Source organism: Streptomyces sp. NPDC046379 (genome assembly GCF_055587785.1).
The window spans coordinates 114,385-141,053 of sequence record NZ_JBVJFP010000011.1; the positions used below are offsets into that span (position 1 = coordinate 114,385).

The following is a 26,669-nucleotide window of genomic DNA, read 5'->3' on the forward strand; positions in this document are numbered from 1 at the left end:
CATGGGCGAGCAGTCCCGGCACGCGCTGATCATCGCCAACGACCGGTACGCGGACGAGGGGCTCACCAGGCTCAGGGCGCCGGCGCACGACGCCGTCGCCCTGGCCCGGGTGCTGGGCGACCCCGGCGTCGGCGGCTTCGACGTGGACATCGTGAAGAACGAGCCCGCCCACGTCATCGCGCGGCACATCGACGACTTCTTCGCCGACCGGAAAACGGGCGACACCCTGCTGGTGCATTTCTCCTGCCACGGTCTGAAGAGCGAATCCGGCGAACTGTATTTCGCCGCGCGCGACACGCTGCCGAGGCGGCTGGACTCGACCGCCGTCGCCGCCGATTTCGTCCGCCGCCGCATGGCCTCCACCCGCGCCCGTCGCGTCGCCCTGTTCCTGGACTGCTGCTACGGCGGCGCGTTCGCCCAGGGCCCGGTCTCCGTGCGCGCCGCCGGGGACGTGAACGTGCTGGACAACTTCGCCGGGGAGAAACTCGGCGGCGGACGCGGCTGGGCCGTCATCACCGCCTCCACGTCCATGGAGTACGCCTTCGAGGGCGCGGACCTCGCCGAGGACGCCCACTCCTCCCAGCCGTCGCTGTTCACCCACGCCGTGGTACAGGGCCTGGAGACCGGGGAGGCGGACCTGGACGAGGACGGCCGGGTCTCGCTGGACGAGCTGTACGAGTACGTCTTCGACCGCGTCCGCCAGCAGAACCCGAACCAGACCCCGAGCCGCACCGTCGACATGCAGGGGGACATGTACCTGGCCCACAGCCGCCGCCGGCGCATCGTCCCCGCCGCGCTCCCGGACGACGTCCGCGCCGCCATGCGCAGCCGGGACTTCTACACCCGCCTCGGCGCGATAGCCGAACTGCGCGCCCGCATGGAGAACCCCGACCTCGCCGTCGCGCTGGGCGCCCGCGAGGCCCTGGAGGAGATGGCCCGCAAGGACATCCGCCTGGTCGCGGACGAGGCGAGCCGGTCGCTGAGCGAGGTCGCCGTGAACCCGTACCCGACCCGGGTGGACTTCGGCCCGGTGCCGCAGGGCTCCCCGCCGCCGCACCGCACCGTGCGCCTGCTCGGTCCGCCGCTGGCCCGCAGTTGCGCCCCGCATCCCAAGGCGCAGTGGCTGAACGCCACGGAGACCTCCGACGGCCTGGACGTCCGCGTCGACACGGCGAGCCCGGGACCGCTGAGCGGGGACATCGTGCTCAAGGGGGTGGTCGGCGAGGCGGTCCTGCACGTCGAGGCCGAGGTCGTACCGGCGCGGGAACGCGAACGGCCGACGGAGGAGAAGGCGGAGACCGGGCCGGGCCCGACGCCCGGCGAGCAGACGCAGACGGGCCCGGCACCCGGAGCGGACCCGCATGCGGACGCCGGCACCGCTGCCCCCACGGTCGTCATCGGCCGACCGGGCGCCGGCGCCCCTCCGCCGCCTCGCCCCGACCGGGCCCCCGTCCACGAGGCGCCCCCGCGCCCGGAGCCCGAGTCGTCCCAGCCCACCCGCCCGTACACGCCACCCCCACCGCCGCCCCGCAGGCCCGTCCCGCCCCCGAAGCAGCCGGTCACGCCGCCCCCGTCCGCGACCCGGCGCACGAGCCGCCCGGCCGCCGTCCTCGCGGGCCTCGCCGCCGCTCTCGCCGCCGTCGCGCTGTACACGGTCCTGCGGGCGGTCGTGGACGGCGGAGAGTCGCTCCGTACGCACTGGGGCGCCGAAGCGAGCGAACACCTCGGCCACATCAGGGACACCGCCCTGGTCCGGTACCTGTGGGTCTCCCTGTGCACGGCGGTGGCGGCGCTGTCCGTGGGCGCGTACGCCCGCCACGACCTCGGCGCGCACGCCGACCGCTACGCCCGGGGCCCGGCGACGGCCACCAGGCTGCTGTGCCGCACGGCGAAGACGCTGGCCGTCCCGGCGCTGGTCCTCGCCGTGCTGACCGGCATCGGCTACCTGGTGGCAGCTCAGGTCCTCGAACCGGGGTGACCCGCCGGGCCGGGCCCGGCCCGGCGCTCAGGTGCTCGCCGGCGCCTCCTTCGCGCGCATCATCACCACGTCGAACTCCACCACCCGGCCGGTCCGCGCCTCGCGGGTCACGGGGTACATGCCGGTGATCTCGAAACCGCCGGCCTCGTACGCGGCCACCGACTCGCTCATCGGCGGGCTGCCCTCGTACAGCCGCAGCACGGCGACCTCCGACTGGAGGCCCACGAACTCCGCGGCGCGGGCGCCGGCGCCGGCGAAGACCTCCAGGTCGTAGCCCTGGGTGTCCATCTTCAGATACGGGCGGGGACGTTCGATGCCGGCCAGCGCCTCGTCCATCACGTCCTCCAGGCGCCGGATGCGGATCTCCTCCGTCTTCGACGTGGCGAACCGGCGGTAGCGGTCACGGCCGTAGTCGCTGGGCGGCAGCAGGGAGTTCATGGTGTTCCAGCCGGTGTGGATCTCGGCGACCGTGTCCTCGCGGCCCAGCCCGCAGTGGTGCACCCGCCAGTCGGGGTCGCCCTCGGCGGCGCGGCTGAGCCGGGCGAAGGCCTCGGCGGTGGGCTCGAAGGACACGATGCGGCCGGTGTAGCCGAGCCGGCGCAGCCGCCGGGCGTACTGGCCGGCGTTGGCGCCGACGTCGAGGACGCAGTTGACGCCGTACAGGTCGAGCATCGCGGCGACGTGCTGATGGCACAGGTACTCGGCCGCCGCCATCTGGAACTTGCGCTCGTCGGCCGCCGCCCGCCCGTCGAGGAGCAGCCGCGCCCCGGTGTCGCCGAGCGGGACGCCGGTCCACCGCGGCGCTTCGGCGCGTGCCGCGCGCGTCCGGTCGCGCAGCACCAGCCAGGTGTTCTTCCCGGCCTCGGCGACGGAGTAGCCGCCGTCGTCCCTGGCCAGCAGATCCGCTCCGGGGCCCACCGGGATCCGGAGCCGCCGTCCGCGCCGGGAGACCACCGCGGTCCCCGGCCCGAGGTCCGTCACCTGCACGCCCAGCTTGGGCAGCAGCCTGAGCACTGATCGGTAAAGGGTCTGCATTCGCCCACCCTGGCAGAGATGTCGGCAAGTGATTGTGAAGTTGAACGAGATTCGTCGAACAGGTAGCCGACACGTGCATCGTGCCCGCGAATCCCCGGCCGCACTCCCGGCTCCGGGCTCCCGCTGCGCCGACGAGGCTCGGCACGCCGACGGGAGTCCGGTACGCAGGCAGGGGGCCGGCCGGTACGTCGGCAGGGGGGGGCCGGTACGCCGACGGGGGCCCGGGCGGCGTCGTGCGCCCGGGCCCCCGTCGTGATGCGGCCGGATCAGGCGGCCGGCGCCTCGTGGGCCTGGCCGTGCACCCGGGCCACCACCTCGGCGAGCTGGGCGGCGACCTCGGAGTCGTCGGCCGGGTGGACCTCGGCGAAGCGGGTCACCGAGCCGGGGATGGCGAGCTTGACGTCCTCCAGCACCTTGCCGCCGGCGATGCCCACGGCCTTGCGGGTCTCGTCGTGCGCCCACACGCCGCCGTACTGGCCGAAGGCGGTGCCGAGGACGGCGACCGGCTTGCCGCTGATCGCGCCGGCGCCGTACGGGCGGGACAGCCAGTCGATGGCGTTCTTCAGCACGGCCGTGAGGGTGCCGTTGTACTCGGGCGAGAAGAGCAGCAGCGCGTCGGCGCCGGCCACGGCCTCGCGCAGCCGGGCGGCGGCGGCCGGGACGGAGCCCTCCACGTCGACGTCCTCGTTGTAGAAGGGGACGTCGGCCAGGCCGTCGAACAGCTCGACGTCCACGCCCTCGGGAGCGACCTTGGCGGCCGCCTCGGCGAGCTGGCGGTTGTGCGAGCCGGCGCGGAGGCTGCCGACGAGCGCGAGGAAGCGAACGGACATGGGGAACTCCAGGGGACGTGACAGTGGGCGAAAGAATCCGGACCGAGGTCCGTTTAAAGTTGTAACACCAAAACCGGACCGCGGTCCAGTTTCTTCCCGGTGCTCTACGCTGTCCTCATGTCCGCGTCCCTGCCGTCGCTCCCCGAGCCGCAGCGATCCGCGTCCGACACGGCCGAGCCGCTCGAGTTCGGCCTGCCGGGCGCCGAACCCTGTCTGCGGGCCGACGCGGCGCGCAACCGCGCCCGGCTCCTGGAGGCGGCGGGACGGCTGGTCGCCGAGCACGGCGCCGCGGCGCTCACCATGGAGGCCGTCGCGGCGGCGGCCTCGGTCGGCAAGGGCACGGTCTTCCGGCGCTTCGGGGACCGCGTCGGGCTGCTGACGGCCCTGCTGGACCACTCCGAGAAGCAGTTCCAGGCCGCCTTCCTCTCCGGCCCCCCGCCCCTCGGCCCCGGCGCCCCGGCCGTGGAGCGGCTGCACGCCTTCGGCCTGGCCTCGCTGCGCCGGTCGGCCCGCGAGCTGGAGCTCCAGCTCGCCGCCGAACACGGCCCGGACCGCCGCTACACCCCGCCAGCCCGGCGGCTGCATCACGGGCACGTGGCGATGCTGCTGCGGCAGGCGATCCCCGACGCGGACTGCGACCTGCTCGCCCAGACCCTCATGGCGTACCTCGACCCGGCCGTGATCCACCACCTGACCAGGCAGCGCGGAATGCCGCCGGAGCGGCTGGAGGCCGGCTGGACCGACCTCGTCGCCCGGGTGACCCGGACCGAACCGTCCCGCGGCCCGGAGCGGTAGCGCGTTCCCCCGCCCGGACCGCGCCCTTCGGCCTCTGCCAAGATGCCTACCTCATGGTGCAGATACCGAAAGAGCCCGTCTCCGCATCCACTCCGCAGCGCCCGGTGCCCACCAGCGCCGACGTGGCCCGCCTGGCCGGCGTCTCGCGCGCGACCGTCTCCTACGTCCTGAACAACACCAGCGCCGTCCGCATCAGCGAGCCCACCCGACGCCGGGTGCGCGAGGCCGCGAAGGAACTCGGCTACGTACCGCACGCGGCGGCCCGCAGCCTGCGCGCCGGGCACACCCGCATGGTGCTGATGCCCGCCCCGGCCATCCCGGCCGGCCCGCTCTTCAGCCGGTTCGTCAACGAACTCCAGTGGGCGCTCGGCCGCCTCGACTACACCGTCGTCCAGCACGGCAGCCTCGGCCTGTGCGGCGACGAGGCCGCCCGCGCCTGGGCCGAGCTGCGTCCGGTGGCCGTCCTCGCCCCCGGCGCCGCCCTCGGCCCGCAGGGCGTGGCCCTGCTCAAGCGCTCCGGCGCCCGCGCCGTGGTCACCTTCGGGCCCGACCCCGTCGAGGGCGCCCACGCGGTGGTCATGGACCACACGGGCGTCGGCCGCGCGGCCGGCGCCCATCTGCGCGCCCGCGGCCGCCGCCGCATCGGCGTCGTCGTCCCGGAGGAACCCGGCCTGGACGCCTTCGCCCGGCCCCGGGTGGAGGGCGTACGGCAGGCCGTGCACGGCGCCGGGATCACCGTGACCGAGCTGCCGCTCGCCTACGACGAGGAGTCCGCCGCCCGCCTGGCCGCCCGCTGGCGCGAGCTGGACCTCGACGCCGTGTTCGCCTACAACGACGAGTACGCGATGCTGCTCATGCGCGCCCTCCAGGACGCGGGCGTCCGCATCCCCGAGGACACGGCGGTGATCGGAGCCGACGACCTGATGCTGGGCCGGCTGCTGAGGCCCCGGCTGACCACCGTCCACCTCGAACTGCCGTCCGGCCGGAAGCTGGCCGAACTGGTCGACCGCGCCGTCCGCGACCCCGGCATCGAGCCCGAGCGGCACGAGGTGCTGGGCGCCGAGGTCGTGCGGCGCGACTCCACCTGACCCTGACGACGGCCACCGGAGCCCGGTGGAGGAGCGCAGTGCCCCGAAGCGGAGACGGGCCCGGCCTCGCCCCGATGCCGTGTCCGCGCCTGCCCGGTGGCGTGCTGGTCATGGTCGAGTCCCCTCCGGCAGTGGTCGCGCGGCGGATGCCGCGCCGTCCGCCGGCGCGCGGGTGGGCGTCTCTCGTACGCGGGCCGGGTGAGTGCCGGTCGGGCTCGCCGGTCGTGCGGGGCGCCGGCTCAGCGTCCCGGACCGCCGTGCGGTTCAAGCGCTCCCAGGGCTCCCAGGGCTTCCAGTGCTTCGCGGCTGCCGAGTCGGCGGAAGACGCGCCGCGCCTCCTGTTCGAGCTCGTGCCCCGTTCCGGCCGCGCCCCTGGCCAGTTCGGCGCGGGCGAGGTCGCGCAGGGTGCGGGCGCGCCACAGGGGCAGCTCCAGCTTGTCCCACAGGTCGAGGGCCTGTCTCAGGATCTCGGCCGCGGTCTTCCAGTCGGACGTGGCGAGGTGCCACTCGCCGATCGTGCGCAGGACGAGCGCCTCGCCGAACATGTCCTGGCGCTCGCGGGTGATCTCCAGACACCGGTCGAGACGCTGCCGGGCCGTGGTCGTCCGGCCCTGCCGGAACTCCACCTTGGCCAGGGACTGGCTCGCGTACATGACGCCGAACGCGTCGTCCATCGCCTCGAAGAGGCCGAGCGACCGCCGCAGCAGAACCTCCGCGTTCGGCAGGTCGCCCCGCGCCCGGTGGTACAGGCCCAGTGAACGCAGCACGAGCGCGTCGCCGTGCCGGTCGCCGGCGGCCACGTACAGGCGGTGCGCGCGGGACAGAGCGGCCCATGCGTCGTCGTCGCGGCCCTGGTCCCGGTACACGCATCCGATGCCGTGCAGCACATGGGCCACGGACGCGACGTCCCGCGGCTCCCGGTAGTGCGCGAGCGCCGCGGTCAGCAGGGCCAGGGCCTCGTCGAAGCGGGCCTGTTCGCGGCGGGCCGTGCCCATCCCGGCCAACGCGTCCGCGCGTCCGCGTCGTACGGCTCGCTCCTCGAACAGGCGCAGCGCCGCGGCGAAGAACGCGTACGCCTCGTCGAAACGGTCCTGCTCCAGGCGGAGTTGGCCAAGACCGTTCAGCAGCCACGCCTCGCCCTCGGAGTCTTTGCCGCGGCGCACCGCCCGCAGGGCCACCTCGTGGGAGCGGGACCAGGCGTCGAACCGGTTGTAGAGCGCCGCGGAGGCGGCCATCAGGGCGGCGGCGAGTTCGCGGGCGGCATCGAACATGCCGTGCTCCGCGCAGTGGGTGACCGCGGCGAGCAGGCACCGCTGCTCGGCCGCGAACCACGCGGTCGGCTCACCCGCAGGGTGGGCCGACGGGTCCGTCGGTGAAGTCGGCTCTGCGGCGAAACGTGCCGGCTCCGTCGAGGGACGCGCGGGCCCCGTCGGGAGACGTGCGGGCTCCGCCGCGCAATCCACCGGCCCGCCCGCGGAACGTGCCGACCCGCCCTCCGCCGGGGGAGGAAGGAGCCGCGCCGCGCCGCCCGGCCCCCGGGCTGCCGCGCCGCGTGCCATGCCCAGCCAGCGGTCGACCAGTCGTCGCACCGCCGTCTCCCGCTCCTGCCGGGCCTCGTCGGCCAGACAGCGTTCCCGGGCGTACTCGCGCGCCAGGTCGTGGATGCGGTAGCGCGTTCGGCCCGTCTCGTCGGTGCGCACGACCTCCACGAAGTGGCAGTCCACGAGTTGCTCGACCGCGTCCTCCGCGTCGTCGTCGCTCACGTCGAGGAGCGGACCGGCGACCCATGCGGCGAAGTCGGGCAGATCCATCAGGGCCAGGCGGCGCAGGGCGCGCCGCTGGTGCGGGTCGAGGTCGGCGTAGCCGAGTCCCAGGCTCGCGCGTACTTCCAGGTCGCCCGCCTGCAGTTCGTCCAGGCGGCGGCGCTCGTCGTTCAGGCGGGACGCGAGCCGAGCCGGTGTCCAGTGGGGGCGGGCGGCGAGACGGGCTCCGGCGATGCGCACGGCGAGCGGGAGCCGTCCGCACAGCGCGACGACCTCGGCCGCCCGGGCCGGCTCCAGGGTCGGCCGGCTCGGGCCGGCGACGCGGGCCAGCAGCTCCATCGCCTCCGTTTCGGAGGGCACGCCGAGGTCGAGGTGGACGGCGCCCTCCAGGGCGACCAGCCGGCGGCGGGAGGTGATCAGCACGGCCGAACCGCCCCCGGGGGGAAGCAGCGGGCGCAGCAGGGCCTCGCCGACGGCGTCGTCCAGGATGAGCAGGACGCGGCGGCGCGCGATGTGCGTGCGGTACAGGCCGAGGAGGTCCTCCTCGTCGCGGGCCGGGGCGTCGGGGTCCGCCCCGAGGGCGCGCAGCAGTCGGGCCAGGGCGTCCGTGGTCCGTACGGGCTCGGAGTCCGCGGCGCGCAGGTCCACGAAGAGCTGTCCGTCGGGGAAGAGCGCGGCGGTGCGGTGGCCCACGTGCACCGCCAGGGCGGTCTTGCCGGCGCCCGACCGGCCGGAGATCACCCCGACGGGCGGCGCGGTGCGCAGCGGGTCCCGAACCTGCTCCAGGAGGGCGGCCGCCCAGGCGATCTCTTCGGTGCGGCCAATGAAGTCGGCGACGTCGGGAGGCAGTTGGCAGGGCGCCGGGCGACCCGTGTCGTCGTACGACTGCCCGGCACGAAGCCGGTGCGACGGCGGGCGGGCGTCGGAGCGCGAGGGGACCGCCGTGTCCGCGGGCCCGTGGCCGCCCCTGGAGGATCCGGCTCCGTGATGCTCCCCGAAGGACACCGCTGCGTGGCCCGCTCCGGAGGACGTGGCCCCGCGGCGGACCGGCGCTCCCAGCACCGTCGTGTCCGCCCGCAGCACGGCCTGGTGCAGTGCCCGCAGTTCCGGGCCGGGGTCGACGCCCAGCTCCGTGCGGAGCAGACGGCGGCCCTCGTCGTAGCAGCGCAGCGCGTCGGCCATCCGGCCGGTGCGGAACAGCGCGGTCATCAGCTGGCCGCGCGAGCGTTCTCTGAGGGGGTGGGCGGCGACGTGTGCCACGAGTTCGGCGACGAGATCCGTACGACGATCCAGATCCAGTTCGGCGGCGAAGCGGAACTCCTGTGCCTCCAGCCGAAGTTCCGTCAGGCGCATCGCCTCGACGCGGGCGAAGGACTGGCCGAGCCCTTCCAGGGCGTCCTGGCCGCGCCACAGCCGCAGCGCCCTCTGCAGCGTCTCGGCGGCCTCCTCGGCACGCCCGTCGAGGGCCGCGTTGCGGCCGGCGGTGAACGCCGCCTCGAAGCGCCGGGCGTCCACGGCGGAGGGAGGGAACTCGGCGACGTAACCCGGGGACCGGGTGCGGATGGCGTCGCCGCCCTCCGCTTTGGCCAGGACCCGCCGCAGTCCGGAGACGTGCGAGGCGACGAGCGCCCGCGCGGTGGCGGGCGGCTCCTCCTCCCAGATCAGGTCGACCAGCCGCTCGGCGGACAGCACCTCACCGAGATGGACGACGAGAGCCGCGAGTATCGCCGTCGGTTTGGCGCCGTTCAGCGCAATACGACGTCCCTCGCTCGACACGTCGACCGGACCCAGAAGGCGAACGTCCATCGTGTCCCCCGATTTCACGCTCCCGCAGTCGGGGACAACATACCGGCCAGGGCGGAAGGCATGCCGCACACCGGACTGCCCGTTTTTCTCGGCAGGCCGGTATCACGTGCACTTGGCTGGAATTCGTGGGGTGTCCTGTGTGAATCCCTCCCAATCCGAGGAAAGGACTGTCCGCTTTCGACCTGCGGACGGAGGCGCAGGTCCTTTCGTGTGACTGCCTCTCCTCCAGGCCGGTGGGGCCGGTTCGTCGATGCGCCCGGACGACGGTTGCCCGAGAGCCCGCCGCGGCGACACCGTGAGAGGCGGGCAATACGTGAACAATTACCTGGTCCGGGTGGGAAGTCGGCGGACCCCGTGGCCGGATCGGCGCGGTCCGCGTCGGCGGCGGCGTCGACTCGGGCCCATTCCGGGTGTTTCGCAGAATTCGACGACTGCTTCCGACAAAGGCCGAGGAATCGTTCTGCGCGGGCGGTGCGCGGGGCGACGACGGCTTCGGCTCACGGCGCTTCGCGCACCGGAATCACGAGCAGTCCTGAGCCGGTCCTGCATCGCCCTGCAGAAGATCTGCATCGTTCCTGCAGAGCCCGCGGCCACGCTGAGAGCGTGAGGGACATCATCCTGCTTTCGGACCACCGAGTGGCAGCCACGCGTGTCGCCGACAACGGTGAACCCCTGGTCGACGCCCGGGAGGTCGCCGCGCTCCGGGTCGACACGCGGAAGGCCGACGACGACGGCTCGTACGCGCACCTGAGGGCGGACGTGCTCCGCCGGCTGCTGCTCGCACAGGACGCGCTGCCCCCCGGCGTCCGCCTGCTGATGGTGGAGGGCTTCCGGCCGCCCGCGCTGCAGCGCCGCTACTTCGACGCGTACGCGGCCACGCTGCGCACGGCCCACCCGGACGCCCCGCCGGAGCGGATACGCGAGCTGGCCAGCGCGTACATCTCGCCCCCCGAGGTCGCCCCGCACGTCAGCGGCGGCGCGGTGGACCTGACGCTGTGCACGGGGGACGGCGCCGAACTCCCCCTCGGCACCCAGGTCAACGCCACTCCCGAGGAGAGCGCGGGCGGCTGCCGTACCGCCGCGGCCGGCATCGGAGCCGAGGCCCGCGCCAACCGGGAGGTGATGGGCCGGGCCATGACGGCGGCCGGGTTCGTCAACTACCCGACCGAGTGGTGGCACTGGTCGTACGGAGACCGGTACTGGGCGCTGATGACCGAGGCGCCGGCGGCCAAGTACGGGCCCGCCTCGCTGAACCACCCGTAGCCGCCGCGGCCCTCGGGGCACATGCCGGGCCGCACGTCCGGGACGGACCCACGGGGGACGAGACGGAGGACACCTGGACCTCGCCGACGACGACCTCGTCGGCCGAGCCGCCCTCGCCCCATCCACCCCACGAAGGAGAATTCGCCATGCGCGTACTCAAGCGCACCAAGTCCGTCGGGATGCTCCTCGCCACGGTCGCCGCGACCGGGCTGATCCCGCTCACCGCGGGCGCGGCCGAGGCCGCGCCCACCGCCTACGCGGGCTCCTGCCCGACCTCCGGAAGGGTCACCCAGTGGTGGCACTCCGGACACGACGGCGTCGACATCGCCAACGCCCTCGGCACGCCGATCTACTCCACCGGCCCGGGCACGGTCATCGTCTCCGGCGCCGCCAGCGGCTACGGCCAGTGGATCCGCATCCGGCACGACGACGGCACGGTCACCGAGTACGGCCACATGTACCAGCGTCTCGTCTCCGTGAACCAGCGGGTCAGCGGCGGCCAGCTGATCGCCCGCATGGGCTCCGAGGGCCAGTCCACCGGGCCCCACCTGCACTTCGAGGCGCACAGCTCCACGTCCAGCACCCGCGGCATGGACCCCGTCCCCTACCTGCGGGAGCGCGGGGTGGGCCTGCCGTGCACGCCGGGCAGCGGTACGCCCGGGACCAACTTCACCACCTGGGGGACCTCGGTCCGGGTGCGCGCCGACGCACGGCTGACCGCGACGGTCGTCCGCACGCTGACCGGGCCGACGCCGGTCTACGTGGAGTGCCAGAAGCGCGGCGACATGGTCCACGCCGAGGGCTACAGCAACGACGCCTGGGCCTACGTCCCCGGGCTCGGCGGCTACATCAGCAACATCTACATCGACCACCCCGACGCCTGGCTGCCGGGCGTGCGTACGTGCTGACCGGCGTCCCCGCCGGGACGAGGGGTGCCGCGGCGGCCGTCCCGGTCGCCGCGGCGCCCCTCGCGCCCCGGCCTCACCCCGTCCGCGCGGACCGACGACTGGGAGGATGAGCATGATGAGCCTGGGCAGCGCACGTGACGGAGCGGTCGTCCGGTTCGCACGCCGTGGGGCGGTGCGGGCGGGAGTGCTGACCGCCGCTCTCGCGGCACTGGTGTGCGCCACCGCGCCCACCGCGACCGGCGCACCCACCGAGTCCCCGTCGTCGCCCCCGGTGTCGGTGCGGGCCGACGTGCCGGCCGGGGTGACGGCGGGCGTCGCCGTATTCGACCGCCACACCGGCGCCTTCACCGAGCAGCTGAACACCGCCGCGCAGTTCCGGTCGGCGTCCGTGGTGAAGCTGCTGATCGCCCTGGACCTGCTCTGGAACCGCGGCCCCGACGCCCTGCCGGCCGCCGACCGGTCCCGCGTCGACAACATGCTGCGCGGCAGCGACGACGCGGCCGCGAGCACGTTCTGGGCGAACAACGGCTCCGGCGCGATCGTCGACCGGATGGTCACGCGGCTCGGTCTGACGGACACCGCCCGTCCGCCGGCCACCCACCCCGGCTACTGGGGCTACACGGCCCTCTCGGCCCGCGACACCGTGAAGATCTACCGCTACCTGCTGGACGCGGCTCCCGCGGCGGTACGCGACTACGTCCTCGGCAATCTGCGCCAGTCCACCCGCTGCGCCACCGACGGCTACGACCAGCACTTCGGCATCGCGGGTTCCTTCAACCGCCCCTGGGCCGTCAAGCAGGGCTGGTCGGGCTTCAGCTCCGGAGGCTGCACGGCGACGACCGCCGCGGCGGCGGCACCGGCCGGGTCCGCCGCACGGACGGCCGCGGGCGCCGAGGCCGTGGACCTCGCACGTCCGGCACTGCACACCACGGGCGTGGTCGGCGCGGGCGACCGCTCCATCGTGGCGGTCTTCACCCTGCACCCCGCCGCAACCCCCTACGGCAAGGCCTACACGGACGTGGGGCGGCTGACCCGGTCGCTGAACGTCCCCGGCGCCTCGCAGCCGGCCGGCACGTGGATCGGCACCTGGGGCAGCGGAGTCCGGGTCCGCACCCAGGCGGCGACCACCTCGGGCGCGGTCACGACGCTGCCCGCCGGCGTCGAGGTCCTGGTCGGCTGTCAGACGCGCGGACAGCAGGTCAGCGTCCCGCCCTACACCAACGACTGGTGGGCTCGTCTGCCGCAGTACGGCGGCTACATGACCAACATCTATCTCAGCGTGCCGGAGAACCGGATTCCCGGGGTGCCGGTCTGTTAGCCCGTACCGCGACGGCACTGCGCCTCGGCCCCTGCGTCCGCAGCGGCCGAGGCGTGCTCGCGCCCGGCTTCTCCGTCTCGGAGGCGCCGGCCGAGGGCAGGACCGCCCGGGGCGACGACTTCGCCCACCCGCACGGGGACGACGCCCCCGGACCCCGATCGGCCCGCGACGGGCGTTACGCGCCGCTCTGCCCGCTCTGCGCCTGCTGCGCGGCCACCGACCTGCGGACCTCGTCCATGTCCAGGTTGCGGGCCTGGCCGATCAGGTCCGTCAGCGCGGCCTCCGGCAGCGCCCCCGGCTGAGCGAACACGGCGACCCGGTCACGGACGATCATCAGCGTCGGGATCGACTGGATCTGGAAGGCCGCGGCCAGCTCCGGCTGCGCCTCGGTGTCCACCTTGCCGAAGACCAGGTCGGGGTTGGCCTGCGCCACCTTCTCGTAGACCGGCGCGAACTGACGGCAGGGACCGCACCACTCCGCCCAGAAGTCGATCAGCACGAAGTCGTTCTCCTTGACCGTCTCGTCGAAGTTGTCCTTGGTGAGCTCGACGGTGCTGCTGCTCATGGCGTGAATCCCTCATTCCTGGTGGTGGGGGTGAAGCCGTCCGCACAACACGGCGGCCCGGGTCCGTATTCCGCGGCGCTTGCCCATGTGGCCCCGGGCCACACCACCCACCACACTGACCCCATGACGGAAACGGAAACCATCGCGTACGACGTCGTGGTGCTCGGGGCCGGGCCCGTGGGGGAGAACGTCGCCGACCGCACCCGCGCCGCCGGACTGACCACCGCGGTCGTGGAGAGCGAACTCGTCGGCGGCGAGTGCTCCTACTGGGCCTGCATGCCCAGCAAGGCCCTGCTGCGCCCGGCCATCGCCCGCGCCGACGCCCGCCGCGTCCCCGGCCTCGCCCAGGCCGTACAGGGCCCCCTCGACACCGCCGCGGTCCTCGCCCACCGCGACGGCTACACCTCCCACTGGCAGGACGACGGCCAGGTCCGGTGGCTCGACGCCATCGGCGCCGACCTGTACCGCGGCCAGGGCCGCCTCGCCGGACCGCGCGCGGTCGCCGTGACCGGCCCCGACGGCGCGGTGCGCACCCTCACCGCCCGGCACGCCGTCGCCGTGTGCACCGGAACCCGCGCGCAACTGCCCGACCTGCCCGGTCTCGCGGACGTGCGGCCCTGGACCAGCAGGGAGGCGACCAGCGCCAAGGAGGCGCCCGGCCGGCTGATCGTGGTGGGCGGCGGCGTCGTCGCCACCGAGATGGCCACCGCCTGGCAGGCGCTCGGCTCCCGGGTCACCCTCCTGGTCCGCGGCAAGGGCCTGCTGCCCCGCATGGAACCCTTCGCCGGCGAACTGGTCGCCGAGGCGCTCACCGCGGCGGGCGCCGACCTGCGCACCGGCACCTCCCTGACGTCCGTGGCCCGCGACGACGGCGCCGTCGTCGCCGTCACCGACGCGGGCGAGCGGATCGAGGCCGACGAGATCCTCTTCGCCACCGGCCGCGCCCCGCGCACCGACGACATCGGCCTCGACACCGTCGGCCTGCAGGCGGGCTCCTGGCTCCCCGTGGACGACAGCCTCCGGGTCACCGGCACCGACTGGCTGTACGCGGTCGGCGACGTCAACCAGCGGGCCCTGCTCACCCACCAGGGCAAGTACCAGGCCCGCATCGCGGGCGCCGCCATCGCGACCCGCGCCGCCGGGGAGAGCGTCGGCCGGGAGACCTGGGGCGCGCACTCCGCGACCGCCGACCACGCCGCCGTCCCCCAGGTCGTCTTCACCGACCCCGAGGCCGCCGCCGTGGGCCTCTCCCTCGCCGAGGCGGAAGCGGCCGGCCACCGTGTCCGCGCCGTCGACGTCGAGTTCTCCTCGGTCGCCGGGGCGGGTCTGTACGCCGACGGCTACCAGGGCCGCGCCCGCATGGTGGTCGACCTGGAGGAGGAGATCCTGCGCGGCGTCACCTTCGTGGGCCCCGGGGTCGGCGAGCTGATCCACTCGGCGACCGTCGCCGTCGTCGGGCGGGTTCCGCTCGGCCGGCTGTGGCACGCGGTGCCGTCGTACCCGACGATCAGCGAGGTGTGGCTGCGCCTGCTGGAGGCCTACCGGGACAACTGAGGGGGAGCTTCCGGCAGTTCGAAGCCCAGCTCCCGCGCCGCCTCCAGCGGCGTGGGCTGGGTCCAGCGCTCGGCCACGGCCCGATTGGACGACAGCGAGCGCGGCTCCGCCCGGTCCAGATACAGCAGGCCGTCCAGGTGGTCCGTCTCGTGCTGCACGATCCGCCCGGGCCAGCCCTCGAACTCCTCGTCCACGGCCTCGCCGTGCTCGTCCTGGCAGGTGAGCCGCACGCGCGCGGGCCGGGCCGCCACCGCCTGCCACCCCGGCACGCTCAGACAACCCTCGAAGAACGCCGCCCGCTCCGTGCCCAGCGGCTCGTACGAGGGGTTCACCAGCACCCGGAACGGCTGCGGAACCCGCCCGCGCGCCAGCCGCACCTCTTCCGGCACCGGCGCCGGGTCCTCGATCACCGCGATCCGCAGCCCCACGCCCACCTGCGGGGCGGCGAGGCCCACGCCCGGCGCCGCGTGCATGGTGGCACGCAGCGCCGCGACGAACCGGGCGAGCAGCGCGGGCCCGAGCTGACCGTCGTACGGCTCGGCGACCCGCCGCAGCACCGGGTCCCCCGCCGTCACGATGGGCAACGGCCCCTCGGCGGCGAGGAGTTCCTCGACCAGCTCGGCGTAGGGCACACGGTCACGGGACGCACGGAAGGAAAGGCTGGACGGCATTCCGCCAGCATGCCACGCCCCGCACCGCCCGCGACGGGGGAGCGCGACGGCGTCCTCACGGCCGCTCGAAGTCGCCCGCGAGCGCGGAGGCGATCCGCAGGTGCGGCCCGGCCTCCTCCTCCCGGCCCTGCCGCTGGAGGGTGCGCCCCAGCATCAGCCGGGCGTACCCCTCCACCGGGTCGCGCTCCACGATGATCCGCAACTCCCGCTCGGCACGTCCCAGCTGGGCGGAGTGGTAGTAGGCCCGCGCCAGCAGCAGCCGGGGCCCGGTCTGCTCCGGCGCCTCCTCGACCAGCCCGTCCAGGACGCGCGCCGCGGCGGCGTACTCCTTGGCGTCGAAGAACATCCGCGCCCGCTCCCAGCGCTCGGCCGGCGTTCCGTGGTCGTAGTACGACGCCTGGTCGCCCACCGCCGTGTAGATCGTCTCCACTGGTGCCTCCTTCGCGCACTCCAACCGGCGGGGGCGGCGGAACATTCCGGGGCCCCGAATCCCGACCCGCGGGCGCGCCCGCGGCACGACGCCGGGCGAAGGCCAACGCCCGTGCGGTACGAGCCGGACGGGGGCGCATGCCCATGACGCCGGGGGAGGGGGCGCAGGCCCGTGCGGCACGACGCCGGGCGGGGCGTGTCGCTCGACGCCCGCCCGGACTCAGGCCGGCTCCAGCGGCTGCTCCGTCCAGATGGTCTTGCCGGAGCGGGTGTACCGGCTGCCCCAGCGCTGCGCCAGCTGGGCGATGAGGAACAGGCCGCGCCCACCCTCGTCGAGGAGTCTGGCGCGGCGCAGCCGCGGCTGGGTCTGACTGGCGTCGGAGACCTCGCAGATGAGGCTCTTGTCCCTGATCAGCCGTAGCCCGACGGGCGGTTCGGCGTACCGGATGGCGTTGGTGAGCAGTTCGCTGACGATCAGCTCGGTGGTGAAGGCCAGGTCCGCCAGGCCCCAGTCGGCGAGTTGCCCGGTGATCAGCCGCCGGGCCTCACCGACCACGCTCGGGTCGGCCTTCAACTCCCAGGAGGCGACCGCGTCCCGTGGCAGCCGCCGCACCCGGGCCACGAGCAGGGCCACGTCGTCGGCCGGGGGTTCCGTCAGGGCCCGGTCGAGGGCGGTGCGTCCGATGTCGGCGGGGGAGTCGCCCGCCGCCACGGCGGCGGCCATGTGCCGGTGCAGCAGCTCCGCCGTGCCCTCGTCCCGCGTCAGTTCCCGGGTGGCGAACGCCAGGACGCTGCCGGGCGTGAGCGTCAACTCCAGTGGTTCGAAGGGCAGATGCCCCTCACCGAGGGCGGGACCCGGGGTGAGCGGCACGGCGGCGCGGGAGCCGTCCGGGCCGATCAGGACCGGCGGCGGATGGCCGGCGCCCGCCAGCACGCAATGGCCGGTGACCGGGTCGTACACGCAGTACAGGCAGGTCGAGCCGAGGACGCCGCCGACCTGGGACTCCGGCTCGGTCGCCCCCAGCCGCACGACGAGGTCGTCCAGGTGCGTCAGCAGCTCCTCCGGCGGCAGTTCGAGATCGGACAGCGTCTGCACGGCCGTGCGCAGCCTGCCCATGGTGGCCGTCGCGCCCAGACCGTGCCCGGCCACGTCGCCGATCACGAACGCGACCCGTGCGGCGGGCAGTTCGATGACGTCGTACCAGCACCCGCCGATGCCCGACGCCCTGCCGGCGGGGACGTAGATGCCGGAGGACTCCGCCGCGCTCAGCGCCATCCCGGAGGACGGGAGCAGGCTCCGCTGCAGCGTCTCCACGGTGCGCAGCTCGGTGGTGTAGCGGCGGGCGTTCTCCAGGCTCAGCGCCGCCCGGGAGGAGATCTCCTCGATCAGCGGCACGTCCCCCTCGGCGAACGGCGACCGGTCGCCGACGCGCCACAGCCCCACCACGCCCAGCACGCTCCCCCGGGCGTGCAGCGGGACGAACAGCGCGGACGAGGCCCCCGCGGGGAACAGCAGCCGACGCCGCTCCTCGTCCACGTCCTGCACCCGCGCGAAGGCGGCCATGTCGGGCACCAGCACCGCCCGGCCCTCGCGCAGCGCCTCGCTCTCGGCCTCCCGGGCCCGCACGGTGTCGCCGTCCCGGTACACGTCCGCGGGCCAGGTCCCCGACGCGGCGGCGGTCGCCGTACGGCGCAGATGCGTGCCCGGGCGGAACCGGCCGGGCTCGCGCCCCTGGAACACCGACTCGGACAGGTCCACGCTCACCAGGTCGGCGACCTCCGGCACGAGGACGGCGGTCAGCTCCCGGGCGTTGTGCGTCACGTCCAGGGTGCGGCCCAGCCGGGTGGCGGCCGCGTACAGCAGGTCCAGGCGCCGGCGTGCCGTGTGCTTCTCGGTGATGTCGGCGAAGATCACCGCCACGCCGATCACGCGGTCCCGGGCGTCGTTCAGCCGGAACGCGGACAGCGCCAGCACGCGCTCCCGCGCCGGAGCCGACCGGAACCGCGCCGAGCGCTCCCAGCCGATCAGCGGCTCACCGGTCGCCAGCACGCGCCGCAGCCGCTCCTCGATCACGCGGGCGTCCTCCGCGCGCAGGACGTCCGCGATGCGCAGGCCGGGCGGCTGCCGAGGGGTCCCGGACTGGCCGAGGAGGCGGGGGTCGGGATTGGCCCGGGTGATCCGCAGCTCGGCGTCGTGGACGATCAGCCCGATCTGGTCCTGGCTGAACAGCGCCCGCAGCAGCGACTCGTCCTCCACGCCGGGCCAGTCACGGCACGCGGCGGTCAGACAGACCACGAACCGCGCCCGGCCGTCCGGGGGCAGCGGCAGCACCGTCGCGTCCACCTCGGGCGCGGAGCCGTCCGGGTGGACCAGCGACGCCCGCAGCGTCCGCCACTCGTCCCGGGAGACGGCGCGGAGCGCCGCGGTCCAGGAGTCCGGCGCGGTGACCACGTCCGCGATACGGCGACCCCGCAGCCCGGCCAGGGAGTGGCCGGCGACCGTCCCGGAGCACCCCAGCACGACGCCGTCGCCGTCAAGCAGGAGCACGGCCGTGCCGTCCCCCGGCGGCTCACCCGAGCCGTTGGCGTCTGTCCTCGCAGTCACTCGGCCGCCTCGTCACCTCGAACACCACTGGTCACCGGGGGGTCACGCTGTCCCGACCATTGTGCGGGCGGCGGCCCCGGGCGGCACCTCGGGAACGTCGGGCGTCAGGGGCCGGGAATCCCTTCGACGGCCCGCCTCAGCGCCGGCAGCAGCGCGTCCAGATCCTGCCCGGTACGGAAGGCGACCACGGTCGTGCCGCCGGCCGCGCCCCCGCCGGCGCCGGGCGCCGGGAAGAGGGCCAGCACCTCGCGCATCGCCTCGTCGATCTCCGTGACCGGGTCGGACGACGCGCCCCGCAGCCAGCGCCGCAGCACATGGTTGTGGGCCGCGACGACGGACGCCGCCATCAGCTCGGCGCGCAGCGAGGCCGATGCCGTCGGATCGCCCATCCAGTCGGCGATGAACTCCCGGAACAGCCGCTGATACCGGGCGACGCTGGCGATCTCCCGGTCCCGCAGCACGGCCACCTTGCTCGTCAGCGCATACCGCCGGCGGGCGAGATCGCCCTCCTCCACGTAGTGCAGCAGCACCAGCCGGACCGCGTCCGAGACGGCCACCAGGGCGGTGCTGTGACTGGACGTCGCCAGCCGGTCCCTGATGAGGTCGAGCAGCCGGTCGTGGTCGGGGAAGATCACCGCTTCCTTCGACCCGTAGTGCCGGAAGAACGTCGTGCGCCCCACCCCGGCACGCTCGGCGATGTCGTCCACCGTGGTCTGCTCGTACCCCCGCTCGTCGAAGAGCGCGAGCGCGGCGTCGGCGAGACGGATCCGTGCGGGTGCCTTGTTCATGGACGCCCACCCTACGGCGGTACTCAGTGCCGGGAAGCCGAGATCTGGTGCCGAACGGGCGAGCGGCCCCCGCAGCCCGCTCTCACCGCCTTCTCGTATGCTCCGGGGTCATGAACGAGGGGGACCCCGGCAGACGGGTGATCGACGGCCGCTTCCAGCTGGAGGCACGGCTCGGCGGCGGCGGCATGGGCACGGTGTGGCGGGCGCGCGACCTCGTCCTGGACCGGGCCGTCGCACTGAAGGAAGTCCGCCCGCCCGACCCGGCGCTCGCCGAGTACGATCCCGAGGCCGCGGCACTCCTGCGCGCCCGCGTGCTGCGCGAGGCGCGGGCGCTGGCCCGGGTGCAGCACCCGAACGTCGTCACCATCCACCATGTGGTGGACGGCCGCGGCGACGCCTACCCCTGGCTGGTCATGGAACTGGTCACCGGCGGTTCGCTCGCCGACCGGCTCGCGCGCGGGCCGGTCGAGCCGCACGAGGCCGCCCGGCTGGGACACGAGCTGATCGGCGCGCTGCGGGCCGCGCACGCGGCGGGCATCCAGCACCGGGACGTGAAGCCCGCGAACGTCCTGCTGCGCCCCGACGGCCGCCCCGTGCTCACCGACTTCGGCATCGCCGCGATCCGGGAGTCCACGGCCCTGACCGCCACGGGATCAGTCATCGGCACGCCCGACTACATGGCCCCGGAACGCGTCCGGGGCGGCGAGGGCGGCCCGGAGTCGGACCTGTGGTCGCTGGCGATGATGCTGTACGTGGCCGTCGAGGGCCGCCATCCGCTGCGCCGTGCGACCACACTGGCGACCCTGGCGGCCGTGCTGGACGAGGAGCTGCCGCCGCCCCGGCGTGCCGGCGCACTCGCTCCGCTGCTCGCCGCCGTCCTGGTCAAGGACCCGGCACGGCGACCTGATGTGGCCGCGGCCGACGCGATGCTGGCCGAAGCGGCGGCCGGCGCCACCCCGCACGCGGCCCCGTTCACCGGGACGGGGGCCGGCGGGGCTCGGCCCCATGGGGCGAGGTCCACCGGGGTGACGTCGTTCCACCTCGCACCGCCGGTCGTACCGTCGTCCGCTCCGTCCGCTCCGTCCGCTCCGTCCGTCCCGTCCGCCTCGTCCGCCGGACCGCCTGCCGATGCGGCGTCGCCGGCCGGCCCGCTCGCGTACGGCGGCCCGCACCCGGCGCCTCCCGCGGTCCACCCGCTCCGTCCGCCGTTCCCGCACGCGCATTCCGTCCAGGACGCCGGCCCGGCACGCAAGGAGGGGGAGCGTGCGCGGGTCCGCCGTGTCGCCGCCGTCGGCGCGTCGGCCGCCGCGACGGTCGTCGCCGGGGCGCTGGCCGTGACCTTCCTGCTGCCCGGCGACGACGACGCGGAGGACCGGGCCGTGAAGACACCGGTCTCGGACGCCGCCGGCTCGCGCACGCACACGCCGACGCACGCGGTGGACATCCCCGCCGGTTCCGGCGACTCGGAGAGCTCCGGTCCGGACGCGGCCCGGACCGACCTGCTCACCCCGGACGGCATCCGCACCGCCGTCGCGGCGATCAAGGCCGAGACGGGTACGGACCGGGTGTGCAGCCTCGTCGTCTACCCGGAGCACGTCTCGGCCAACGTCATGGTCGACGGAAGCAGGACGCGCTACGACTCCTGGACCTACCGGTCGGGGACGGGCGCGCAGAAGGGGATCATCAGCGGCTCGGTGTCCGCGTTCGACAGCCCGTTCCGCGTCGACGACTTCGACTGGGACGCCCTCCCGGGCCTGCTGGAACGCGGGGAGAAGGAACTGAACGTCAAGGACGCCACCTCCCGCTACCTCGTGGTGAGCGGAGCCGACCCGACGTCCGGCGACCCCATGGGCATGTCGGTCTACCTGACCGACGACTACGGTCGGACCGGCTTCCTGGAGGCGGACCACCGGGGCGAGGTGACCCGCGTGGTGCCCAACGAACAGGAGGACTGACGCGCCCTGCTTCGGTTCGCCTGGACCGGGGAACTGGGTCTCTCATCGACACCCGCCAGGTGTCGTCAGTCATGAGTCACCGGGCGCCGACCCGTCGGCAGCCGGTGGCATCCGCGACCGAAGGTGTTGGGCATGGCGGTGGAGCAGAGACCCGGCATGGCGCGGGCGGGGGTGGGCGGGGAGCCGCGGCGTGCCGACGCCGCTGACACGCACGCCTCGCCGGTCCGTTCGCACAACGAATGGGACCCCCTGGAGGAGGTCGTCGTGGGGCGGCTCGACGGGGCGACGATTCCCTCCGGGCATCCGGTGGTGACCTGCAACATCCCCGGCTGGGCGGCGCGACTGCAGGGGATGGCCGCCGGGCTGCGGTATCCGCGGGTGCTGGTGGAGCGGGCGCAGGAGGAGCTCGACGGGTTCGTCGCGCTGCTGCGGGAACTCGGCGTCACCGTCCGGCGGCCCGACGCGGTCGACCATCGGAAGCGGTTCGCCACGCCCGACTGGTCCTCGCGCGGGTTCTGCAATACGTGCCCCCGCGACAGTCTGCTGGTGATCGGGGACGAGATCATCGAGACGCCGATGGCCTGGCCGTGCCGGTATTTCGAGACGCATTCCTACCGGGAGCTGCTCAAGGACTACTTCCGGCGCGGCGCCCGCTGGACCGCCGCGCCGAAGCCGCAGCTCACGGACGACCTGTTCGACCCGGACTTCCGTGTTCCGGAGGCCGGCGAGCCCATGCGGTACATCCTCACCGAGTTCGAGCCGGTGTTCGACGCGGCGGATTTCGTGCGGGCCGGCCGCGATCTGTTCGTCACGCGGAGCAATGTCACCAACGGGATGGGGATCGAGTGGCTGCGGCGGCACCTCGGGCCCGGTTACCGCATCCACGAGATCGAGAGCCGCTGTCGTACGCCCATGCACATCGACACGACATTTCTCGTGCTCGGGCCCGGGAGGGCGCTCGTCAATCCCGAGTACATCGACGTGGACCGACTGCCCGACGTGCTGGACGGATGGGACATCCTGGTCGCGCCGGAACCGGACCCGATCGATGAGCGCCTGCTGCGGTTCACCTCGATCTGCGGCAAATGGCTCAGCATGAACATTCTGATGATCGACGGGAAACGGGTCGTCGCCGAGCGGCATCACACCGGCATGCTGCGCGCACTCGAGACATGGGGCTTCGAACCGATCCCGTGCGACCTGCTGCACTACGCGCCGTTCGGGGGCTCCTTCCACTGCGCCACCCTCGACGTGCGGCGGCGGGGCACGCTGGAGTCGTACGTCGACTGACTCCCGCGGAACCCGCGTGGGTCCCGCGCCGTGCGGCGCGCCCCGCCGCCGGAACCTCACCGGTCCGCCGTCAGGGCCTGACCGCCACCGGAGTGGGGGCCGCGGCGATCCGGCCCGTGCACAGACCCTTGGTGCGCAGCACCTTCGCGATGCCCGGAACGGCCTCCAGCGTGCTCGCCGACCAGTCGTGCAGGAGCATGATGCCGCCCGGCCGGAGCGTCGAGGCCGCCTGGACGATCTCGTCCGCCGTCGCGGCGGCCCAGTCCCGCGAGTCCACCGTCCACAGCACCTCGGTCAGCCCGAGCTCCCGCTGCTGGGCGCGCAGCCGGTCGTCGGTCGCGCCGTAGGGGGGACGGAACAGGGTCGGGGCCTCGCCGAGGATGCCGGTGAGGATCTCCTGCGTACGGGCGATCTCCTCGTACGACTCCGCCTCGGACAGCTGCGTCATGTCCGGGTGGCTGTAGGAGTGGTTGCCGATCCACATGCCCGCCGCCACTTGGGCGCGGACCAGGTCGGGGCGGGCCTCCGCGTTGGCGCCGGTGTTGAACATGGTCGCGCGCAGCCGGTTCGCGGTGAGCGCCTTCAGCAGCGCGGGCGTCGACTCGGCCGGGCCGTCGTCGAAGGTGAGGGCGACGTATCCGTTGCGGCAGCCGCCCCGGGCGTCGGGGGCCGCCTCGGCCGTGGTGGTGAGGGCGAAGGCCGCGAGGACGGCGCTCGCGGTCAGGCCGATCAGGGACAGCCGGTGCGGCTTCTTCATGACGTGCTCCAGTGCAGAGGGGAGAGGGGAGGCAGGGGAGGGATGAGGGAGGGACGGAGACGGAGGAGGCAAGGCGTGCGGCGCGGGGGAAGGCGAGGGGCCTCCCGGTGTCGTGCGGTCGCCGGGAGGCCCCTCGGACATGCGTGCGGGTCAGGACGCCGTGCAGGTGCCGACGACCGGGTCGGCATTGCTGCCGTTCTTGTTCACCGTGAAGCCGAAGCTGGTCGAGGCTCCGGCGCCCAGCGAGCCGTTCCAGGAGACCGGGCGCACGGTCACGGTCTGGCCGCTCGTGGAGGCGGTGCCGTTCCAGGTGGCGGCGAGCTGCTGGCCCGAGGGGAGCGTCAGGGTGACCGTCCAGGCGCTGATCGCGGCGCTGCCCGCCTTGACCGTCACCTGGCCGTTGTAGCCGTTGCTCCAGTCCGCGGTGCGCGCGTATGTGGCGGTGCAGGCGCCGGTGCCGCCCCCGGGCGGGTCGCCGCCGCCGTCGTCGGGCGTGCCGCCGAGCGCGGCGATGACCGCGTGGTACGCCGGCTTCTTGTTGTAGTTGGCGTCGAACAGCAGCGGCGTGCCGCTGGCGCGCCACGAGTACTTGTCGGTGACGCCCCAGACGGTGATGCCGGTGCACTTGGTCACCGCGAGGCAGGCCTTGACGACATTGCTGTAGTTGGTGGCCTGCGCGGTGCCGGAGCCCTCGATGTCCAGCTCGGTGATCTGCACCTCGACGCCGAGGTCGGCGAAGCGCTGCAGGTTGGCCTGGTAGTCGGAGGGGACCGGGGACTGGCTGTTGAAGTGGGACTGGAAGCCGACGCAGTCGATCGGTACGCCGCGCGCCTTGAAGTCCTTGACCATGTTGTAGACGGCGTTGCTCTTCGCGTTGACGCCGTCGGTGTTGTAGTCGTTGTAGCAGAGCTTGGCCGCCGGGTCCGCGGCGCGTGCGGCGCGGAACGCCTCCTCGATGAAGCCGTTGCCCAGCTTGTCCTGGAACGGCGAGCTGCGGCGGGCGCCGCTGGTGCCGTCCTGGAACGCCTCGTTCACCACGTCCCAGCTGTGGATCTCGCCCTTCCAGTGACCCATCACCTGGTTGATGTGGTTGACCATGGCCGCGCGCAGGTCCGTGGCGCTCAGGCTCCCGACCCAGCTGGGCAGCTGGGAGTGCCACACGAGGGTGTGGCCGCGGACCTTCATGTTCCGGGCCTGCGCGTGGTCGACGATGCGGTCGGCGGCGCTGAAGTTGAACGAGTTGCGGGACGGCTCCAGGGCGTCCCACTTCATCTCGTTCTCGGGCGTGACCTGGTCGAACTCGGTGTTGAGCGTGTTGACGTAGTCCGTCTCGCTCAGACGGTTCGCGGCGACGGCCGTACCGAAGTAGCGGCCCTTGGCGTTGGCCGCCGACGCGAGCGTCGTGGCGGCCTCGGCGGTCCCCGCGAGGGCGGTGACTCCGGCCATGGCGAGGAGGCTCGCCATGCCGACGCCCAGGGCTCTGCGAGCCCGGGTCGTATACGAACCCCGTGGTGTACTCATGCGCATGTCATCCCCTTCTGGGCGGCCGTCGCCGGTGGCGGGGCCTGAGTGGGAGGGTGGATGAAACCTCAGACGCGTTGCGAAAGCGCTTGTCGAAAGTTTCGGATGCATTTCCGAATGGCTCGGCCAGAAGGTACGGCCAGCTGGTCCCTTGGTCAACCACTTGCGCACGAATCGGCGTACGAACCGGGTGGGAAAAGTCCGTGGCGTCCGCCTGGTTGACGGTGTGGGGGGCGGCCAATAGCTTGGCGCAGCGCGTTTTCGAGATCTTCGAAACATTCGCATTCGCTTGGTATTCGCGGCCGTTCGGGCCGCCACACCCATGCAAGGAGTGCTCTTCGTGAAGGCTCTGCGCCTTGTCACGGCCGCCGCCGTGACCTCGTCTCTCGCCCTGTTGTCCCTCACCGCCGCGGGCCCGGCCGCCGGGGCGCAGGAGCCTGTTCCGTGGGACCGGTCGCTGCGGGAGCTCGCGGCCGACGACCGGCTGCGGGTGGGCACCGCCGTCGACATGAACGCCCTCGCCGAGGACGTGCCCTACCGCAGCATCGCCGGGTCGGAGTTCTCCTCGGTGACGCCGGAGAACGTCATGAAGTGGGACGCCCTGGAACCGCGTCGCGGCGAGCGCGACTACGCCGCGGCCGACCGGCTGGTCCGGTTCGCCGAGCAGCGCGGACAGAAGGTACGCGGCCACGTGCTCGTCTGGCACAGCCAGCTGCCGTCCTGGCTGACCCAGGGCGACTTCACCAAGGAGGAACTGCGCAGCATCCTGCGCCGGCACATCACCGAGACCGTGCGGCACTTCAAGGGGCGCGTGTGGCACTGGGACGTGGTGAACGAGGCGTTCAACGAGGACGGGACGCTGCGGGAGAGCATCTGGCTGCGTGAGCTGGGGCCGGGCTACATCGCGGACGCGTTCCGCTGGGCGCACCAGGCCGATCCGCGGGCCAAGCTGTTCTACAACGACTACAACATCGAGTGGGCCGGCCCGAAGAGCGACGCCGTGCTGGACCTGGTGCGCACGCTGCGCGCCGAGGGCGTTCCGGTGCACGGGGTGGGCTTCCAGGGGCACTGGGGGATCCAGTACGGACTTCCCGGCGGCGTGGCCGAGAACTTCAAGCGGTTCGACGACCTGGGCGTGCAGACGGCCGTCACCGAGGCGGACGTCCGCATGATCATGCCGGCCGACGAGGAGAAGCTGGCCACGCAGGCCGAGGGCTACCGGCGGATGCTGGACGCCTGTCTGCGGGCGCGGCACTGCGTCTCGTTCACGGTGTGGGGCTTCACGGACAAGTACTCGTGGGTGCCGGGGACGTTCGAGGGCGAGGGCGCGGCGAACATCCTGGACGAGGACTACCAGGCGAAGCCCGCCTACCGCACCCTTCAGTCCACCCTGGCCGACTCGTCCCGCGCCACGCTGCGGTAACCGGCGGTCCCGCCTCGTGCGGGGTCTCGGGTCGGCGGGAGTCCCGCTTCGTGCGCGTCGCGGTGGAGGCCCGTCTCTGGCGGGGTTTTCGTGGCGGTGGTCTCCGTGTCGTACGCCGAGCGTCGCCCCGCGTCGAGGACCCACGCGCCCCGCGTGGAGGGCCCCGGCCCCGTGCGGCGACTTGCCCCGCAGGGTGGCAGCCCGGCGCGGCGGCTCACCCCGGCGCGGCGGCACCCCGACCACCCGCCGTGCCCCCCGCCGCACCGGCCCTCCGGCCACCCGCGACCATCCGGCCGGGCAGGCGCGCCTTCGCGCCCTGCCCGGCCT

At 73.8% G+C, this 26,669-nt stretch carries 20 protein-coding genes; 10 read left to right on the plus strand and 10 right to left on the minus strand.

Features of this window, described 5'->3' with window-relative positions:
• Position 1: 1 nt before the first annotated feature.
• Complete coding sequence (locus ACZ6KF_RS20345) at positions 2 to 1,978, plus strand: caspase family protein (RefSeq protein WP_469239512.1); 1,977 nt, start codon at positions 2 to 4, stop codon at positions 1,976 to 1,978.
• Positions 1,979 to 2,005: 27 nt separating this feature from the next.
• Here ACZ6KF_RS20345 and ACZ6KF_RS20350 read toward each other — a convergent pair whose 3' ends face one another.
• Positions 2,006 to 3,013 carry an FkbM family methyltransferase gene (locus ACZ6KF_RS20350; RefSeq protein WP_356628994.1) on the minus strand — a complete coding sequence of 336 codons (1,008 nt, stop codon included), beginning with the start codon at positions 3,011 to 3,013 and terminating at the stop codon, positions 2,006 to 2,008.
• A 266-nt stretch (positions 3,014 to 3,279) separates the two neighbouring features.
• The gene (locus tag ACZ6KF_RS20355; protein WP_356628992.1) at positions 3,280 to 3,843 is read right to left on the minus strand and encodes an NAD(P)H-dependent oxidoreductase; all 564 of its coding nucleotides are present in this window, start codon (positions 3,841 to 3,843) and stop codon (positions 3,280 to 3,282) included.
• Positions 3,844 to 3,960: 117 nt separating this feature from the next.
• Between ACZ6KF_RS20355 and ACZ6KF_RS20360 the strand changes: the two genes are divergently transcribed.
• Both ACZ6KF_RS20360 and ACZ6KF_RS20365 read left to right on the plus strand, forming a co-directional pair.
• Positions 3,961 to 4,638 (plus strand): TetR/AcrR family transcriptional regulator, encoded by a 678-nt coding sequence (locus ACZ6KF_RS20360; protein ID WP_356628990.1) that lies wholly within the window; start codon positions 3,961 to 3,963, stop codon positions 4,636 to 4,638.
• A 53-nt stretch (positions 4,639 to 4,691) separates the two neighbouring features.
• The gene (locus ACZ6KF_RS20365) at positions 4,692 to 5,726 is read left to right on the plus strand and encodes a LacI family DNA-binding transcriptional regulator (RefSeq protein ID WP_356628988.1); all 1,035 of its coding nucleotides are present in this window, start codon (positions 4,692 to 4,694) and stop codon (positions 5,724 to 5,726) included.
• A gap of 239 nt (positions 5,727 to 5,965) precedes the next feature.
• Here ACZ6KF_RS20365 and ACZ6KF_RS20370 read toward each other — a convergent pair whose 3' ends face one another.
• A complete protein-coding gene (locus ACZ6KF_RS20370) occupies positions 5,966 to 9,295 on the minus strand; it encodes an AfsR/SARP family transcriptional regulator (RefSeq protein WP_469239513.1) in 3,330 nt (1,109 codons plus the stop codon).
• 603 nt (positions 9,296 to 9,898) lie between these two features.
• On the opposite strand from ACZ6KF_RS20370, the gene ACZ6KF_RS20375 reads away from it, so the two are divergent.
• The 3 genes from ACZ6KF_RS20375 (at position 9,899) to ACZ6KF_RS20385 (ending at position 12,784) form a co-directional block, all read left to right on the plus strand.
• A complete protein-coding gene (locus ACZ6KF_RS20375) occupies positions 9,899 to 10,558 on the plus strand; it encodes a M15 family metallopeptidase (protein ID WP_356628984.1) in 660 nt (219 codons plus the stop codon).
• A 146-nt stretch (positions 10,559 to 10,704) separates the two neighbouring features.
• On the plus strand, positions 10,705 to 11,466 hold the full coding sequence (locus ACZ6KF_RS20380) for a M23 family metallopeptidase (protein ID WP_469239515.1): 762 nt from the start codon (positions 10,705 to 10,707) through the stop codon (positions 11,464 to 11,466).
• A gap of 112 nt (positions 11,467 to 11,578) precedes the next feature.
• Complete coding sequence (locus ACZ6KF_RS20385) at positions 11,579 to 12,784, plus strand: hypothetical protein (RefSeq protein WP_469239622.1); 1,206 nt, start codon at positions 11,579 to 11,581, stop codon at positions 12,782 to 12,784.
• Between the two features lie 175 nt (positions 12,785 to 12,959).
• Here ACZ6KF_RS20385 and trxA read toward each other — a convergent pair whose 3' ends face one another.
• Positions 12,960 to 13,349 (minus strand): thioredoxin, encoded by a 390-nt coding sequence (gene trxA / locus ACZ6KF_RS20390; RefSeq protein WP_356628978.1) that lies wholly within the window; start codon positions 13,347 to 13,349, stop codon positions 12,960 to 12,962.
• Positions 13,350 to 13,472: 123 nt separating this feature from the next.
• Here trxA and ACZ6KF_RS20395 point away from each other — a divergent pair, with 123 nt between their 5' ends.
• Positions 13,473 to 14,903 (plus strand): dihydrolipoyl dehydrogenase family protein, encoded by a 1,431-nt coding sequence (locus ACZ6KF_RS20395; RefSeq protein WP_469239517.1) that lies wholly within the window; start codon positions 13,473 to 13,475, stop codon positions 14,901 to 14,903.
• Here the strand turns inward: ACZ6KF_RS20395 and ACZ6KF_RS20400 are convergent.
• The 4 genes from ACZ6KF_RS20400 to ACZ6KF_RS20415 form a co-directional block, all read right to left on the minus strand.
• The gene (locus ACZ6KF_RS20400; RefSeq protein ID WP_356628974.1) at positions 14,888 to 15,574 is read right to left on the minus strand and encodes a peptide deformylase; all 687 of its coding nucleotides are present in this window, start codon (positions 15,572 to 15,574) and stop codon (positions 14,888 to 14,890) included. The two genes, ACZ6KF_RS20395 and ACZ6KF_RS20400, sit on opposite strands and share 16 nt — an antisense overlap.
• A gap of 55 nt (positions 15,575 to 15,629) precedes the next feature.
• Positions 15,630 to 15,920: a tetratricopeptide repeat protein gene (locus tag ACZ6KF_RS20405; RefSeq protein WP_356629184.1), complete on the minus strand. Its 291-nt coding sequence runs from the start codon at positions 15,918 to 15,920 to the stop codon at positions 15,630 to 15,632.
• Between the two features lie 303 nt (positions 15,921 to 16,223).
• Positions 16,224 to 18,608 carry a SpoIIE family protein phosphatase gene (locus ACZ6KF_RS20410; protein ID WP_469239519.1) on the minus strand — a complete coding sequence of 795 codons (2,385 nt, stop codon included), beginning with the start codon at positions 18,606 to 18,608 and terminating at the stop codon, positions 16,224 to 16,226.
• Between the two features lie 104 nt (positions 18,609 to 18,712).
• On the minus strand, positions 18,713 to 19,396 hold the full coding sequence (locus ACZ6KF_RS20415) for a TetR/AcrR family transcriptional regulator (RefSeq protein WP_469175037.1): 684 nt from the start codon (positions 19,394 to 19,396) through the stop codon (positions 18,713 to 18,715).
• 110 nt (positions 19,397 to 19,506) lie between these two features.
• Here ACZ6KF_RS20415 and ACZ6KF_RS20420 point away from each other — a divergent pair, with 110 nt between their 5' ends.
• Both ACZ6KF_RS20420 and ACZ6KF_RS20425 read left to right on the plus strand, forming a co-directional pair.
• Entirely contained in the window at positions 19,507 to 21,351 is a 1,845-nt protein-coding gene (locus ACZ6KF_RS20420) for a protein kinase domain-containing protein (protein WP_469175035.1), read from the plus strand.
• Positions 21,352 to 21,483: 132 nt separating this feature from the next.
• Entirely contained in the window at positions 21,484 to 22,641 is a 1,158-nt protein-coding gene (locus ACZ6KF_RS20425; RefSeq protein ID WP_469175033.1) for an amidinotransferase, read from the plus strand.
• Positions 22,642 to 22,711: 70 nt separating this feature from the next.
• Here ACZ6KF_RS20425 and ACZ6KF_RS20430 read toward each other — a convergent pair whose 3' ends face one another.
• Both ACZ6KF_RS20430 and ACZ6KF_RS20435 read right to left on the minus strand, forming a co-directional pair.
• Positions 22,712 to 23,398: a polysaccharide deacetylase family protein gene (locus tag ACZ6KF_RS20430; RefSeq protein ID WP_356628966.1), complete on the minus strand. Its 687-nt coding sequence runs from the start codon at positions 23,396 to 23,398 to the stop codon at positions 22,712 to 22,714.
• Between the two features lie 150 nt (positions 23,399 to 23,548).
• Positions 23,549 to 24,844 (minus strand): glycoside hydrolase family 10 protein, encoded by a 1,296-nt coding sequence (locus ACZ6KF_RS20435; protein WP_469239521.1) that lies wholly within the window; start codon positions 24,842 to 24,844, stop codon positions 23,549 to 23,551.
• A gap of 415 nt (positions 24,845 to 25,259) precedes the next feature.
• On the opposite strand from ACZ6KF_RS20435, the gene ACZ6KF_RS20440 reads away from it, so the two are divergent.
• Positions 25,260 to 26,342, plus strand: coding sequence for an endo-1,4-beta-xylanase (locus tag ACZ6KF_RS20440; RefSeq protein ID WP_469157847.1), 1,083 nt, complete (start codon positions 25,260 to 25,262; stop codon positions 26,340 to 26,342).
• Positions 26,343 to 26,669: the final 327 nt, after the last annotated feature.

Excerpts from the sequence above, each read along its gene's own strand:
- trxA (WP_356628978.1), bottom strand. The coding sequence starts at position 13,349 with ATGAGCAGCAGCACCGTCGAGCTCACCAAGGACAACTTCGACGAGACG.
- ACZ6KF_RS20435 (WP_469239521.1), bottom strand. The coding sequence starts at position 24,844 with ATGGCCGGAGTCACCGCCCTCGCGGGGACCGCCGAGGCCGCCACGACG.
- ACZ6KF_RS20370 (WP_469239513.1), bottom strand. The coding sequence starts at position 9,295 with ATGGACGTTCGCCTTCTGGGTCCGGTCGACGTGTCGAGCGAGGGACGT.
- ACZ6KF_RS20425 (WP_469175033.1), top strand. The coding sequence starts at position 21,484 with ATGGCGGTGGAGCAGAGACCCGGCATGGCGCGGGCGGGGGTGGGCGGG.
- ACZ6KF_RS20405 (WP_356629184.1), bottom strand. The coding sequence starts at position 15,920 with ATGTTCTTCGACGCCAAGGAGTACGCCGCCGCGGCGCGCGTCCTGGAC.
- ACZ6KF_RS20415 (WP_469175037.1), bottom strand. The coding sequence starts at position 19,396 with ATGAACAAGGCACCCGCACGGATCCGTCTCGCCGACGCCGCGCTCGCG.
- ACZ6KF_RS20345 (WP_469239512.1), top strand. The coding sequence starts at position 2 with ATGGGCGAGCAGTCCCGGCACGCGCTGATCATCGCCAACGACCGGTAC.
- ACZ6KF_RS20430 (WP_356628966.1), bottom strand. The coding sequence starts at position 23,398 with ATGAAGAAGCCGCACCGGCTGTCCCTGATCGGCCTGACCGCGAGCGCC.
- ACZ6KF_RS20400 (WP_356628974.1), bottom strand. The coding sequence starts at position 15,574 with ATGCCGTCCAGCCTTTCCTTCCGTGCGTCCCGTGACCGTGTGCCCTAC.
- ACZ6KF_RS20420 (WP_469175035.1), top strand. The coding sequence starts at position 19,507 with ATGAACGAGGGGGACCCCGGCAGACGGGTGATCGACGGCCGCTTCCAG.
- ACZ6KF_RS20380 (WP_469239515.1), top strand. The coding sequence starts at position 10,705 with ATGCGCGTACTCAAGCGCACCAAGTCCGTCGGGATGCTCCTCGCCACG.
- ACZ6KF_RS20360 (WP_356628990.1), top strand. The coding sequence starts at position 3,961 with ATGTCCGCGTCCCTGCCGTCGCTCCCCGAGCCGCAGCGATCCGCGTCC.
- ACZ6KF_RS20395 (WP_469239517.1), top strand. The coding sequence starts at position 13,473 with ATGACGGAAACGGAAACCATCGCGTACGACGTCGTGGTGCTCGGGGCC.
- ACZ6KF_RS20350 (WP_356628994.1), bottom strand. The coding sequence starts at position 3,013 with ATGCAGACCCTTTACCGATCAGTGCTCAGGCTGCTGCCCAAGCTGGGC.
- ACZ6KF_RS20355 (WP_356628992.1), bottom strand. The coding sequence starts at position 3,843 with ATGTCCGTTCGCTTCCTCGCGCTCGTCGGCAGCCTCCGCGCCGGCTCG.
- ACZ6KF_RS20365 (WP_356628988.1), top strand. The coding sequence starts at position 4,692 with ATGGTGCAGATACCGAAAGAGCCCGTCTCCGCATCCACTCCGCAGCGC.
- ACZ6KF_RS20385 (WP_469239622.1), top strand. The coding sequence starts at position 11,579 with ATGATGAGCCTGGGCAGCGCACGTGACGGAGCGGTCGTCCGGTTCGCA.